The organism is Hydrogenophaga aromaticivorans, from assembly GCF_013387465.1.
Taxonomy (GTDB): Bacteria; Pseudomonadota; Gammaproteobacteria; order Burkholderiales; family Burkholderiaceae_C; genus Hydrogenophaga; species Hydrogenophaga aromaticivorans.
Genome location: NZ_VYGV01000006.1, coordinates 401,359 through 413,614, shown reverse-complemented (window position 1 = coordinate 413,614; position 12,256 = coordinate 401,359). Strand labels below are relative to the sequence as shown.

At 64.5% G+C, this 12,256-nt stretch carries 12 protein-coding genes; 4 read left to right on the top strand and 8 right to left on the bottom strand.

Going from position 1 to position 12,256, the window contains the following annotated elements:
* Nucleotides 1-15: 15 nt before the first annotated feature.
* The 5 genes from F3K02_RS06280 to F3K02_RS06260 form a co-directional block, all read right to left on the bottom strand.
* The gene (locus F3K02_RS06280; RefSeq protein ID WP_177134408.1) at nucleotides 16-1,275 is read right to left on the bottom strand and encodes an acyl-CoA dehydrogenase family protein; all 1,260 of its coding nucleotides are present in this window, start codon (nucleotides 1,273-1,275) and stop codon (nucleotides 16-18) included.
* 60 nt (nucleotides 1,276-1,335) lie between these two features.
* Entirely contained in the window at nucleotides 1,336-2,421 is a 1,086-nt protein-coding gene (locus F3K02_RS06275) for a phosphotransferase family protein (RefSeq protein WP_177134406.1), read from the bottom strand.
* 79 nt (nucleotides 2,422-2,500) lie between these two features.
* Nucleotides 2,501-3,220, bottom strand: coding sequence for a Crp/Fnr family transcriptional regulator (locus tag F3K02_RS06270; RefSeq protein ID WP_177134404.1), 720 nt, complete (start codon nucleotides 3,218-3,220; stop codon nucleotides 2,501-2,503).
* Between the two features lie 139 nt (nucleotides 3,221-3,359).
* On the bottom strand, nucleotides 3,360-4,139 hold the full coding sequence (locus tag F3K02_RS06265; RefSeq protein ID WP_177134401.1) for an oxepin-CoA hydrolase, alternative type: 780 nt from the start codon (nucleotides 4,137-4,139) through the stop codon (nucleotides 3,360-3,362).
* Nucleotides 4,140-4,172: 33 nt separating this feature from the next.
* Nucleotides 4,173-5,693, bottom strand: a complete 1,521-nt coding sequence (locus F3K02_RS06260; protein ID WP_177134399.1) for a 3-hydroxyacyl-CoA dehydrogenase — start codon at nucleotides 5,691-5,693, stop codon at nucleotides 4,173-4,175.
* Nucleotides 5,694-5,769: 76 nt separating this feature from the next.
* Between F3K02_RS06260 and F3K02_RS06255 the strand changes: the two genes are divergently transcribed.
* A complete protein-coding gene (locus tag F3K02_RS06255) occupies nucleotides 5,770-7,836 on the top strand; it encodes a type IV pilus assembly protein FimV (RefSeq protein ID WP_177134397.1) in 2,067 nt (688 codons plus the stop codon).
* Between the two features lie 77 nt (nucleotides 7,837-7,913).
* Here F3K02_RS06255 and F3K02_RS06250 read toward each other — a convergent pair whose 3' ends face one another.
* The 3 genes from F3K02_RS06250 to lexA form a co-directional block, all read right to left on the bottom strand.
* On the bottom strand, nucleotides 7,914-8,921 hold the full coding sequence (locus F3K02_RS06250; protein ID WP_177134395.1) for a D-2-hydroxyacid dehydrogenase family protein: 1,008 nt from the start codon (nucleotides 8,919-8,921) through the stop codon (nucleotides 7,914-7,916).
* An 82-nt stretch (nucleotides 8,922-9,003) separates the two neighbouring features.
* Complete coding sequence (locus tag F3K02_RS06245) at nucleotides 9,004-9,384, bottom strand: hypothetical protein (protein ID WP_177134393.1); 381 nt, start codon at nucleotides 9,382-9,384, stop codon at nucleotides 9,004-9,006.
* A 136-nt stretch (nucleotides 9,385-9,520) separates the two neighbouring features.
* Nucleotides 9,521-10,207, bottom strand: coding sequence for a transcriptional repressor LexA (gene lexA / locus F3K02_RS06240; RefSeq protein WP_177134391.1), 687 nt, complete (start codon nucleotides 10,205-10,207; stop codon nucleotides 9,521-9,523).
* Nucleotides 10,208-10,344: 137 nt separating this feature from the next.
* On the opposite strand from lexA, the gene F3K02_RS06235 reads away from it, so the two are divergent.
* From F3K02_RS06235 to F3K02_RS06225, 3 genes are read left to right on the top strand one after another with little or no spacing between them, the layout of a single operon-like run.
* Complete coding sequence (locus F3K02_RS06235) at nucleotides 10,345-11,313, top strand: asparaginase (RefSeq protein WP_177134388.1); 969 nt, start codon at nucleotides 10,345-10,347, stop codon at nucleotides 11,311-11,313.
* Between the two features lie 3 nt (nucleotides 11,314-11,316).
* Nucleotides 11,317-11,736, top strand: a complete 420-nt coding sequence (locus F3K02_RS06230) for a hypothetical protein (RefSeq protein ID WP_177134386.1) — start codon at nucleotides 11,317-11,319, stop codon at nucleotides 11,734-11,736.
* Between the two features lie 11 nt (nucleotides 11,737-11,747).
* A complete protein-coding gene (locus F3K02_RS06225; RefSeq protein ID WP_177134384.1) occupies nucleotides 11,748-12,227 on the top strand; it encodes a DUF6152 family protein in 480 nt (159 codons plus the stop codon).
* Nucleotides 12,228-12,256: the final 29 nt, after the last annotated feature.

The following is a 12,256-nucleotide window of genomic DNA, read 5'->3' as shown; positions in this document are numbered from 1 at the left end:
TGTTGGCGCGAGGGTTCAGCAGCCGCGCGTGACGGGCATCTCCACGTCGGTCTTGACGACCATGTGTTTGGCCAGTTCCAGCTTGGCGATCGACTGGCGGTGCACTTCGTCCGGGCCATCGGCCAAGCGCAGCGTGCGCTGGTTGGCGTAGCTGTAGGCGAGTGGGAAATCGTCGCTCACACCACCACCGCCATGGGCCTGGATGGCCATGTCGATGATGTCGCAGGCCATGTTGGGCGCCACCACCTTGATCATCGCGATCTCGGCCTTGGCCACCTTGTTGCCCACGGTGTCCATCATGTAAGCGGCCTTGAGCGTGAGCAGACGGGCCATTTCGATGCGGCAGCGCGCATCGGCAATGCGCTCGTGCCAGACCGACTGGGCCGACACCGGCTTGCCAAACGCCACGCGGTTGTTGAGCCGTTTGCACATGAGTTCGAGCGCGCGTTCGGCAGCGCCGATGGAGCGCATGCAGTGGTGGATGCGACCCGGGCCGAGGCGCCCTTGCGCGATCTCGAAACCACGGCCTTCACCCAGCAGCAGGTTGCCCACCGGCACGCGCACGTCCTTGAGGCGGACTTCCATGTGACCGTGCGGCGCATCGTCGTAGCCAAACACGGACAAGGGGCGCACCACGGTGATGCCCGGTGCGTCGGACGGCACCACGATCATGGATTGCTGCGAGTGGCGCGGTGCATCGGGGTTGGTCTTGCCCATGACGATGTAAACCGCGCAGCGCGGGTCGCCCGCGCCGGACGACCACCACTTCAGCCCGTTGATCACGTATTCGTCACCGTCGCGCACGATGCTGCATTGGATGTTGGTGGCGTCCGACGAGGCCACCATCGGCTCGGTCATCAGGAAGGCGGAGCGGAACTCGCCCTTGAGCAGGGGTTCGAGCCATTGGTCTTTCAGCGCTTCGCTGGCGTAGCGTTCCAGCGTTTCCATGTTGCCAGTGTCCGGCGCCGAGCAGTTGAACACTTCGGCGGCGAACGGGACACGGCCCATGATTTCGCACAGGGGCGCGTATTCCAGGTTGGTCAGGCCTTCGGGCGCGCGCGGGCTGCTCGGCAGGAACAGGTTCCACAGACCGGCCGCCCGGGCCTTGGGCTTGAGCTCTTCAATGAGGGTGGTCGGAATCCAGGCGTTGCCCTTGGCGCGATTGGCGGCGATCTCGGCGAAGAAGCGGCCTTCGTTCGGGTAAATGTGCTCATCCATGAACGCCAGCAGGCGTTCGCGCATGTCTTTGACTTTGTCGGTGTAATCGAAATTCATGGGGTGATCCTTGGGTGCGGGCGAAGCTGGTGGGTTGAATGGGGTCTGGGAACGCCGTTGTCAGGCCTGCTGCGCAAAGCGCCAGGCCATCTCGGCCAGCGGACGGGCTCCGGCTGCGGATGAAACGGCTTGTGCGCTGGAGGCGGTGCCGGTCTCCACGCGCTTGGCGATGCCTTGCAGGATGGCGGCAAGGCGGAACAGGTTGTAGGCGAGGTAGAAGTTCCAGTCGACCTTGAGTTGCGCTGGCGTGGCAAAGCCGGTGCGCTCGCAGTAGAGCGCGATGTAGTCGTCTTCCGTGGGGATGCCCAAGGCCTGCACGTCGAGTCCACCGATGCCGCGGAACGCGCCGGGTGGGATGTGCCAAGCCATGCAGTGGTAGCTGAAGTCGGCCAGGGGATGGCCCAGGGTGGAGAGTTCCCAGTCCAGCACGGCCAGCACGCGCGGCTCGCTGGGGTGGAACATCAGGTTGTCGAGCCGGTAGTCACCGTGCACCACCGACACCATGGATTCATCGCGCGCCATGGCGGGGATGTTCTGTGGCAGCCAGGCCATGAGCTGGTCCATCTCGGGGATCGGCTGCGTGATCGAGGCCACGTACTGTTTGCTCCAGCGACCGATCTGGCGCTCGAAGTAGTTGCCCGGTTTGCCGTAGCCATCAAGGCCGATGGCCATCGGATCCACCGTGTGCAGCGCGGCCATGACACGGTTCATCTCGTTGTAGATGGCGCCTCGCTGCTCGCGGCTCATGCCGGGCAGGGACTGGTCCCACATCACCCGGCCTTCGACGCACTCCATCACGTAGAAAGCGCGGCCGATCACCGATTCGTCTTCGCACAGCGCATGCATCTGCGCAACCGGCACACCTCTGCCGTGCAGCGCGCTCATGACGCGGAACTCGCGCTCGATCGCATGGGCCGAGGGCAGCAGCTTCGCCACCGGGCCGGGTTTGGCGCGCATGACGTACGCACGCTTCGGCGTGATCAGCTTGTAGGTCGGGTTGGACTGGCCGCCCTTGAACATCTCCACGGTGAGCGGACCAGTGAAGCCGTCGACGTGGGTCGCGAGCCAATCCTGCAGGGCAGGCACGTCGAAAGCGTGCTGTTCGGACACCGGGCGGGTGCCGGTGAAGTTCTGGGTGTCGCTCATGCGAGGGGTCTCACTCGTTGGGGTAGGGCGCGACCCTGCGCGGTGGGGCGCGGTGCGCCCTTCAACTGAACCCGCTGGTTCAGGTCTCGGCTTCGGCGATGCGCATCAGCATGTCGCGGTTGCGCACCACCAGACCACCTTGTTCGATGCGGATCGCTTCCTCGCGCTCCATCGACTTGAGTTCCTGGTTGACGCGCTGGCGCGAGGCGCCGAGCAACTGGGCCAGTTCTTCCTGCGCCAGCTGCAGGCCAATGCGCATCTCGTTGCCGTCCGACAGGCAGGGCACGCCGTAGCTGCGCACCAGGTGCAGCAACTGTTTGGCCAGCCGGGCACGCAAGGGCAGGGTGTTGAGGTCTTCCACCAGACCGAACAGCGTGCGGATGCGCCGCGCCTGAAGCCGCATCAGCGCTTCGTACAGCTCCACATGCACGCTGAGGATCTTCTGGAAATCGTTGCGGGCCACGCAGAGCAGCGTGGTCGGCCCGTGTGCATAGGCATCGTGCGTGCGCTGGTCGCCGTCGAACATGGCCACGTCGCCAAACCACACGCCCGGCTCCACATAGGTCAGCGTGATCTGCTTGCCCGAGAGCGAGGTCGAGCTCACACGCACCGCGCCCTTGGCGACCGCCGTCCATTCGGACGGTGGATCGCCGCGGGCGACGATGAGGTCGCCATCCTTGAATCGCTTGACGTAGGCGCATCGGAGTATGTCGTGACGCAGGGAAGGTGAAAGGCTGCTGAACCAGCGACCACTGTTGATCGCCTCGCGTTCTTCCATTGTCAGAATCGGTTCGTCCATCGGCTGTCTTATGAGTGACTGAATTGACTGGCATTGTCGCCACTGGGACCCTGCGCTCGCATCAGGGTTTGCGTGACACCTGTCCCGCAGGCGTCCTTTTGCTGCCCGACCTTGGGCACAGCTGGCCAGGGCCTGCGGGTCAGCGGTAGTTCGCGGGTCGCTTTTCGAGAAAGGCTGCGATGCCTTCGCCCGCGTTGGCGTGGTGCAGGTTGCGCACGAAGTGGTCGCGCTCGGCGCTCAGCTGTGCGTGCAAGGAGCCCGTCAGCGCATCGTTGGCCAGTTCCTTGATGCTGGCGAGCGCGTTGGGCGCACGGCTGTTGAGTCGATCTGCCACGGCCAGCGCAGTGGCCAGCGCCTCGCCTGGGGCACTCACTTGCGTGATCACGCCCATGGCGTGCAGTCGTGTGGCATCGATGCGCTCGCCGCCCATCAGGAGCTGCAGCGCGGTGGCGCGAGGCAGGGCACGCATGAGGCTCCAGGTGGCGCCACCATCAGGCGAAAGACCCACGTTGCTGTAGGCCATGACGAACACGCTGTTGTGCGCGGCCACGATCAGGTCGCAGGCCAGGGCGAGCGAGAAGCCCGCGCCAGCACACGATCCCTCCACCGCGGCGAGCACCGGTTTTGGAAACACGCGAATGCTCTCGATCCAGTTGTGCAGGCCTTCAATGCTTTGCGCCTGGACCTCGGGCGGCAGTTGGCGGTTGGCCAACAAGCGTTGCAGGTTCCCGCCGGCACAGAAATGGCTGCCTTCGCCGGTGATCACCACGCTGCGCACCTCCGGGTTGTTTTCCGCAACGCTGAGCGCCTCCACACCGGCAGCGTAGATGTCCGGGCCCAATGCGTTGCGGTGGTCGGGGTTGCTGATGGTCAGCACCATGGTCTGACCATGGCTGTGGCTTTTGAGGCTGGCGGTCATGCGTGCGGTTGTATCCGTGTCGGCTGGTGGAGTTCAGGCTTCTTCGTGGAGCAGGCTAAGGCCCAGCGCCCCTCGGCGGCGCAGCCAGGGCGAAGGGCGGTAACGCGGGTCGCCGTACACGGTCTGCATGTTGAACAGAATCTCCAGCACATTGGTCGGGCCGATGCGGTCGCCCATGGCCAGCGGTCCCATGGGATAGCCCAGCCCGAGCGTGACAGCGACTTCAAGGTCTTTCGGTGTGCAGATACCTTGCTGGCACATGTCGGCCGCGATGTTGACGATGGTGGCCACCACGCGCTGGGTCACGAAGCCACCACTGTCGCGCACCACGCTCACGGCCTTGCCGTCGCTGGCAAACAGCGCGTGGGCGGCATCGCGCATGTCGGGGCGGGTAGCCGGGTTGGTGGCGAGCACGCGCCGCTTGGTGGCCGCGTCGTCCAGCATCATGTCGATGCCAACGGTGCGGCTGGGGTCGAGGCGCTCCACCGCGGCGAGCGTGGTGACATCCAGCCCCAGCGGGGCGACGAGGATCAGCGCAGCAGAAGAGGGCGCTGCACCGGTCTCGATGCTGGCGCCCAGGTTCTTCAGCAACTGGTAGATCTCGGGGCGGCGCGCCGCCTTGGGCGATACCCAGACCGGTGGCATCGCGGCCACGCTGGGGACGGGCGGTTCGGCCGGCACCTTTGCCACACCCTTGTCATAGGCGTAAAAGCCCTCGCCTACTTTTTTACCCACCACGCCACCGGCCAAGCGCTGCGCGGTGATCACGCTGGGACGGTAGCGCGGTTCATCGTAGTACTGGCGGTAGATCGACTCCATGACCGGGTGCGACACATCCAGCGCGGTCAGGTCCATCAGCTCGAACGGCCCGAGCTTGAAGCCCATCTGGTCCTTGAGGATGCGGTCTATGGTGGCGAAATCCGCCACACGCTCCCCCACCACGCGCAGCGCTTCGGTGCCATAACCCCGTCCGGCATGGTTCACGATAAAGCCGGGGGTGTCTTGTGCCGATACCGGGGTGTGGCCAAACTGACGCGCGTAGTCCGTCAGTTGCTGGCACACAACAGGACTGGTTTTCAGTCCGGCGATCACTTCAACCACCCGCATCAGAGGCACAGGATTGAAAAAATGAAAACCGGCGAGTTGGGCAGGACGCTGAAGGGCCGCCCCGATGGCGGTGACCGACAACGACGATGTGTTGGTGGCGAGCACGGCTTGGGGCGCCACAACCGCTTCCAGTTCGGCGAACAGCCGTTGCTTGACGTCGAGTTTTTCCACAATGGCCTCGACCACCAGCGCGCAGGGCGCGAGGCCCGTCACGGCGCTGGCCAGCGATACGCGTGCCAGGTACGCCGCTTGCATCTCAGGCGTGAGTTTGTTTTTGACCACCAGCTTCTGCCAGGTGTCCGCCAGTGCGGCGCGAGCCGCCTCGGCGGCCCCGGGCAGGAGATCGAAAAGCAGAACCTGACTGCCGGCCTGGACTGCCATCTGCGCGATGCCGCGCCCCATGGCACCCGTGCCCACGATGCCGACGGTTGGAAAAATTGGCTGCATATGAAAGTATTATTTCGAGAGGGACGGCGATAAGCTATGACAAAATGTTCCGACCTAGGAAAGAAGGGATTCTGACGTGCGCCAAATACTGGTTGGCTCTATTTTGCTATCAACTGTCCTGAGCAGTCAGGCGGTGACCTTGGGCCGCCACAGTGGTGCGGCCGTGATTGGTCGCGGTCTTGACGTTCGGGTGCAGGCGCTGGTGGGGCCGGATGAAGACGCGTCGACCTTGTGTATCCAGGCCGAGGTCTTCTTCGGTGATGCCCTGGTGTCACCCGCTTCGGTTCGAACAAGCACGCAGCGGAGCGCACCGGATGCGGAAACCTCGGTGCGCATCCAGACGACGCAGCCGGTGAACGAGCCCGTGGTGACGGTGCTGGTGCGTGCCGGCTGCACGATGCCGTTTTCTCGTCGGTATGTGTTGCTGGCCGACCCCTTGAGTGAGCCGGCCGTCGGTGCTGCCCCGGCATCGACTGAAACAGGCGGATCCGCAAGAGCCACGATCTCGTCCTTGCCGGCTGTTCCCCGAAGCGGTGAGGGCGCGCCGTCCGCGAGCCCAGCAGCAAGCGCCGGCGGCAGGGGGGCCGAGGCCGCGCCGGTTGCAGGACCGCAAGCGGCCGGTGCGGCGCCTTTGCCCAGGGCCGCGGCTTCCCGGTCCGTGGTGCGCAAACCCGCCGTTGTGGCGCCTCAGGCCGCGGTTCCCCGGCTGCAGCTTGACCCGGTCGATTTGAGTCTGAGCATCGAACGCGATCCGGTGCTCAAGCTCTCGCTGTCAATGTTGAGCGAGCCCACCACGTCAGAAGAAACGCGTGCCGTGGCCGGGTTGCTCTGGAAGGCCATCAACGCCTCACCCGAAGAGATCCTGCGCGATGCCCAGAAGCTCTCGGTGCTGGAGGCCGAGTCCAAGGGCTTGCGCGAGCAGGAGGCACGCAACAAGGTGGCCTTGCAGGCGATGGAGGCACAGCTCGAAAAAGCGCGCTACATGACCTGGCTGGCCTATCTGTTGGGCGCGCTGCTGTTGCTGTCGCTGTTCGCCTTTCTGTTTGCCCGCCGTCGTCGCGGACGCCAGGATGATGTGCCGGCAAACGCGGCCTGGTGGGCGGGCGCTGAAAAGCCGGGGAAAAGCGCCGCTGTGGCGAAAGCCGGCAGCGCTGACCGGGCCGATCCATCGGGGCTGGACATTGATTTGAATCTCGAGCGCGAGTCTTCGTTTGACGGATACCGCTCCTTGCACGACTCCGGCATCGACGTCAACAGCCTGCCCGCCATGGCCGACAGCGACCGTCGTGAATACCCGGCCAGCCAGATCGGCGTATCGCGGTCGGTGGCGACCGAGGAGCTGTTCGATGTCCAGCAGCAGGCCGACTTTTTCGTTTCGCTTGGGGAAGCCGACAAGGCCATTGGGGTGCTCAAGGACCATCTGATAGAAAGCCACGAGCCCAGCGCGCTGGCTTACCTCGACCTGTTCAAGCTGTACCACCAGCTGAACCGCCGTGCCGAGTACGACGCCCTGCGCGTGGAGTTCAACCACCTCTTCAACGCTGGCGCACCGCCCTTTGACCAGTATTCAGACGACAGCCAGGGGCTGGAGGCCTATGAAACGGCTTTCAGCCGCATTCAGGCCCTCTGGCCGCAGCCCCGTGTGCTCGACGTCATTGAACAGTCGATCTTTCGCGAGGCGAACGAAGTCGACGGCGAGGTTTTTGACCTGGAGGCTTATCGCGAACTGCTGTTGCTGCACGCCATGGCCAAGGACATGATCAAGCGTGACATGGTCGACAGCGCATCACAGGTCGACTTCCAGCACACGGCGATCAAACCACTGAAGGCAGCGGGCAACAAGGGGCTCGCTGCTGCAGTGGCCGCAGCCTCGATAGAAGGGCGAGTCACTCAGCCGCTGGATGACATCCCACCCGCTTCGCCGCGTCTGGGACTGGATGTCGATCTGGACGCGCTTTCCGAGATTTCTGCGTTCGAGGCCTCGTTGCCCGAGGTCCCTGTACCGGTGGAACCAACGGCCAAACCGGCGCCGCCACCGAACGCTTCGGTTCAGGAAGAGGGCAACCTGATCGATTTTGAGGTGCTGGACTTCATGCCGCCCGACGGAGGAGAGGACAACCCACCGGCCAAGAAGGGCCGTTGAGCAGCCTGCCAGACCACCCAAAAAAAGCGCCCGGAAGTTCTTCCGGGCGCTTTTTTTTGGCCTGAGGATTGATCGTTTCAGCGGCGAACCTGCAGCGCGCCCGGGTTCAGGATGTGCGTGGGCGTGCCCTTGATGAAGTTGACCACGTTGTCGAAAGCCGATGAAAACAGGATCTCGTAGTTGTCGAGTTCCACATAGCCGATGTGCGGCGTGCAAATGCAGTTCTCCAGTCGCAGGAGGGCATGCCCCTGCAGGATGGGTTCGGACTCAAACACGTCGATGGCGGCCATACCGGGCCGGCCCCGGTTGAGCGCTGCCAGCAAGGCATCAGACTCCAGAATCTCGGCGCGCGATGTGTTGACCAACAGCGATGTGGGTTTCATGCGGGAGAGGTCTTCCAACGTGACGCAGCCGGCACTTTGTTCGCCGAGTCGCAAATGCAGGCTCAGCACATCCGACATCTCGAACAGCGCCTCACGGCTGGTGGCGAGCTCGTAGCCGTCGGCCGCGGCCTGTGCCTGGGTGGGCTCGCTACCCCAGACGATCACGCGCATCCCGAAGGCTCGGCCATAGGACGCGACCAGCTTGCCGATGCGGCCGTAGCTCCAGATGCCCAGCACTTTGCCACTCAGCACCATGCCCAGGCCAAAGTTGGCGGGCATCGATGCCGCCTTCAGTCCGGATTGTTGCCAGGCACCGTGTTTGAGGCTGGCCACGTATTGCGGAATCCGGCGCATGGACGACATGATCAGTGCCCAGGTCAGTTCGGCGGCGGCGATCGGTGAACTGACGCCTTCGGCCACCGCGATGCCGCGCTCGGTGCAGGCATTGACGTCGATGTGGGGCCCGACGCGGCCCGTCTGCACGATCAGCTTGAGGCGCGGCAGCTTTTCAACCAGCTGCCGCGTGATCTGTGTGCGCTCTCGGATCAGAACCAGCACATCGGTATCGCGCAATCTGACCGAAAGCTGGCCCACGCCCTTGACGGTGTTGGTGAAAACCTTGGCGGGATAGGGTGCCAGCTTGCTGGCACACGGCAGTTTTCTGACCACATCCTGGTAGTCGTCAAGGATCACGATATTCATGGTCCCTATTGTGCCCGCAGGAACATCGTGATCTTTGGGTCACGACGGGCTTGAACCCGCCGTGCGGCGCAGTCGCGCAGGGTCAGGCGCGCAGTTGCGGGTGGCTCGACTGGAGCTCCAGGGCCGCCAGCCGCTCGAGCTCTGCGCAGACATCGTTGATGCGACCGGAGATCACCAGCCGCCCATCGGCGCGTGGGCCGCCTGAAGTGTCCGCGGTTCTCAGCACCCGCACATGGCGGGCTCGAACGACGGCATGTCCGGTGACGCGGTGCCCGGTGACAGCGACCTTGTTGCCATCCACAGCGCACTTTGGTGGGCGCGCCAGCCAGCCGGCACGCACGAAGCGTTGCAGGATTTGCGGAAGCATGCGAGCGGCGCCCACCCGCTCAAAGGAGGGCGGCAGCCAGCTGTCGATGAGCAGCAGCGGCGCGCGCCAGGTGTTGGTGTTGAAGCGGATTCCCATGCGAAACTCCAAAAAAGGGGTTGAACACAGGCAGGATTGCGAATGAAGTCGCCAGCGCAGGGATGTGCCAGGCGCGTGTGAATCACGCACCAGACCAAACGCCCGCCACCTGCTGAGGCGACGCAGACCCGACGGGTCAGAGCTGGAAGCTGTTGCGGATGAGTCCCACGGCAAGGCCTTCGATTTCAAAGGGCTCACCCGGCTCGACAACGATGGTCTTGTAGTCCGGGTTTTCGGCGTGCAGTTCGATCAGGTGCTGGCGGCGCATGAAACGCTTGACGGTCACGTCCTCGCCCAGACGGGCCACCACGATCTGGCCATTCTTGGCTTCCTTGGTCGACTGCACGGCGAGCAGGTCCCCGTCCATGATGCCGACGTCGCGCATGGACATGCCGCGCACCTTGAGCAGGTAGTCGGGCGTGCGCTGGAACAGGCTGCGCTCGACGTGGTAAGTCTGGTCCACGTGTTCCTGGGCCAGGATGGGTGAGCCGGCGGCCACACGCCCGATCAGGGGCAGCATCAGCTGCGACAGACTGGGCAGCGGCAGTGTAAGCTGGCGCCCCCGCGATTCGTTGATGGATTGCAGGTCTTCGTTGCGCAGGCGGATGCCGCGCGAGGTGCCGCTCACCAGTTCGATGGCACCCTTGCGTGCCAGGGCCTGCAGATGCTCCTCGGCCGCGTTGGCGGACTTGAAACCCAGCTCATGGGCAATTTCTGCGCGCGTCGGTGGCGAACCGGTGCGGGCAATGGCGCTCTGGATCAGTTCCAGAATCTGCTGCTGGCGGGCGGTGAGCTTGGGCGGGTAAAGCGGCGACTCGATCATGGGGACCTCGTGAAGATGCGGGGAGAAACTCACTCGGGTGAGGCTCGCCACCGGGACTGGTCAGAACAACAAGCTGTTTTCTTATCCAGTGCCTGTATTTTTAACCAGTTTTGGAGACTTGGCAAGTGGCAGATGCAATGGAAATCCGACGTCACGTCATTTTGGGCACAGGCGGCACCATCGCTGGCCGGGCAAGCCGGCCCGGGGATGGTGTCGGGTACGTGGCGGGTCAGGTCGGTGTTGAGGAACTGCTGGCATCGATTCCGTCCATGGCGGGATTGCCCCTGGAAGTGGAGCAGGTGGCCCAGGTGGACAGCAAGGACATGGGCTTTGCACTCTGGCAGCAACTGGCCACCCGGCTGGCCTTTCATCTCAGCCGGCCCGAGGTGGACGCGGTGGTGATCACGCACGGCACCGACACCATCGAAGAAACCGCGTTCTTCCTGCAGACCGTGCTGCGACCGGCCAAGCCGGTGGTGTTCACCTGCGCGATGCGACCGGCCACGGCGCTGGTGCCGGACGGGCCACAGAATCTGGTCGACGCGTTGGCTGTGGCCAGCCACCCCGGGGCGCAAGGCGTCGTGGTGGTGTGCGCCGGGCAGATCCACAGCGCGACCGACGTGAGCAAGGTGCATACCTACCGGGTGGATGCGTTCGACTCGGGTGATGCCGGACCGCTGGGTTGCGTGGAAGAAGGCCGGGTTCGGCTGTTCCGACCCTGGCCATTGGCCTCTGAAACGGGGGGCTGGGACCCGGTTGCGTTGCAGCGCATCCAGTCGGTTCAGGCGATGCCGCCGGTGGTGGTTCTGACCAGTCACGCCGACGCCGATGGCACGCTGGTGCGCGCGCTGCTGTCCGGCAGCGATGCGGCGCAGAGACCTGCCGTGCGCGGCATCGTGGTGGCCGGTACCGGCAACGGCACGGTGCACCATGCGCTGGAGGCGGCGTTGCTGGAAGCGCAGGCCAAGGGTGTGCGCGTGGTTCGAACCAGCCGGTGTGTGCATGGCCCTTTGTTGACGCATCCGGGGCAGTTGTTGGCGGATGCCCGCAGCCTCACGCCGGTCAAGGCGCGCATCGCGCTGGCGCTGGAGTTGCTGGAGGACTGAGCCATGTTCGAGGCGCTGGGCGCCCATCCCTGGGCCTATCCCATGCTGGAGGTGGCGCACATCCTGGGCATTGCGCTGCTGCTGGGCAACCTGATCTTGCTGGAGTTGCGTGTGTTTGGCTGGGGCGCGGCCTTGCCGGTGGCGCCGCTGGCCCGCCTGAGCCTGACGCTGGTCGGAGCGGGTTTTGCGCTGGCGGCGGCGTCGGGCCTGTTGATGTTCTCGACACAGGCCGGGGAACTGTTGGTCAACCGGGTGTTCACAGCCAAGATGCTGTTGCTGCTGTTGGCAGCCTGTAACGCCGCCTGGTTCCATGCCCGGGGTTCGTTGCAGCGGCTCGATGTCACCGCGCGTGCACTCATGGCGGCCTCGACCGTGATCTGGCTGCTGGTATTGACCTGTGGGCGCTGGATTGGCTACATGTGAAGGAGACCGTGATGCACAGACGACGCTTCCTCCAGACCAGCACCGCGCTGGGTTTTTCGGGTCTTGGCTCCGCCGCGTGGGCGCACCATGGCTGGAGCAGTTTTGACCAGAACCGTCCCATTTACCTGGAAGGACGGGCGGTGGAGGTGAAATGGCGCAACCCCCACGCCGAACTGGTGCTGGAACTGCCTGAGAAGCTGGCGCTGCCCGCCGACCTGGCGCAACGCGCCTTGCCCGCGCAGTCCGCCGGTGTGGACGGGCCGGCTCTGCTGGCGAAGACGGTGTTGCCCACGCGGCGCGATCGGCGCTGGGCGATCGAACTGGCACCGCTGTTTCGCCTGGGCCAGTGGCAGATGCCTGAAATCAGGAACGGGGCTGCACTCTCGATGGTCGGGTTCACGTTCAAGGACGAACAAGGGGCCGCGGTCCTGCGGGCTGAATACGTCTTTCTGGACGGCAAGACGTACGGCTTGCGATCGGGTCCCGCCTGACGCAACCGGACACAAAAAAACCCGGCACA

Bases quoted from the DNA above. Each gene is read 5' to 3' on its own strand.
- F3K02_RS06280 (WP_177134408.1), bottom strand. From the start codon at position 1,275: ATGAATTTCGATTACACCGACAAAGTCAAAGACATGCGCGAACGCCTG.
- F3K02_RS06275 (WP_177134406.1), bottom strand. From the start codon at position 2,421: ATGAGCGACACCCAGAACTTCACCGGCACCCGCCCGGTGTCCGAACAG.
- F3K02_RS06270 (WP_177134404.1), bottom strand. From the start codon at position 3,220: ATGGACGAACCGATTCTGACAATGGAAGAACGCGAGGCGATCAACAGT.
- F3K02_RS06265 (WP_177134401.1), bottom strand. From the start codon at position 4,139: ATGACCGCCAGCCTCAAAAGCCACAGCCATGGTCAGACCATGGTGCTG.
- F3K02_RS06260 (WP_177134399.1), bottom strand. From the start codon at position 5,693: ATGCAGCCAATTTTTCCAACCGTCGGCATCGTGGGCACGGGTGCCATG.
- F3K02_RS06250 (WP_177134395.1), bottom strand. From the start codon at position 8,921: ATGAATATCGTGATCCTTGACGACTACCAGGATGTGGTCAGAAAACTG.
- F3K02_RS06245 (WP_177134393.1), bottom strand. From the start codon at position 9,384: ATGGGAATCCGCTTCAACACCAACACCTGGCGCGCGCCGCTGCTGCTC.
- lexA (WP_177134391.1), bottom strand. From the start codon at position 10,207: ATGATCGAGTCGCCGCTTTACCCGCCCAAGCTCACCGCCCGCCAGCAG.
- F3K02_RS06235 (WP_177134388.1), top strand. From the start codon at position 10,345: ATGGAAATCCGACGTCACGTCATTTTGGGCACAGGCGGCACCATCGCT.
- F3K02_RS06230 (WP_177134386.1), top strand. From the start codon at position 11,317: ATGTTCGAGGCGCTGGGCGCCCATCCCTGGGCCTATCCCATGCTGGAG.
- F3K02_RS06225 (WP_177134384.1), top strand. From the start codon at position 11,748: ATGCACAGACGACGCTTCCTCCAGACCAGCACCGCGCTGGGTTTTTCG.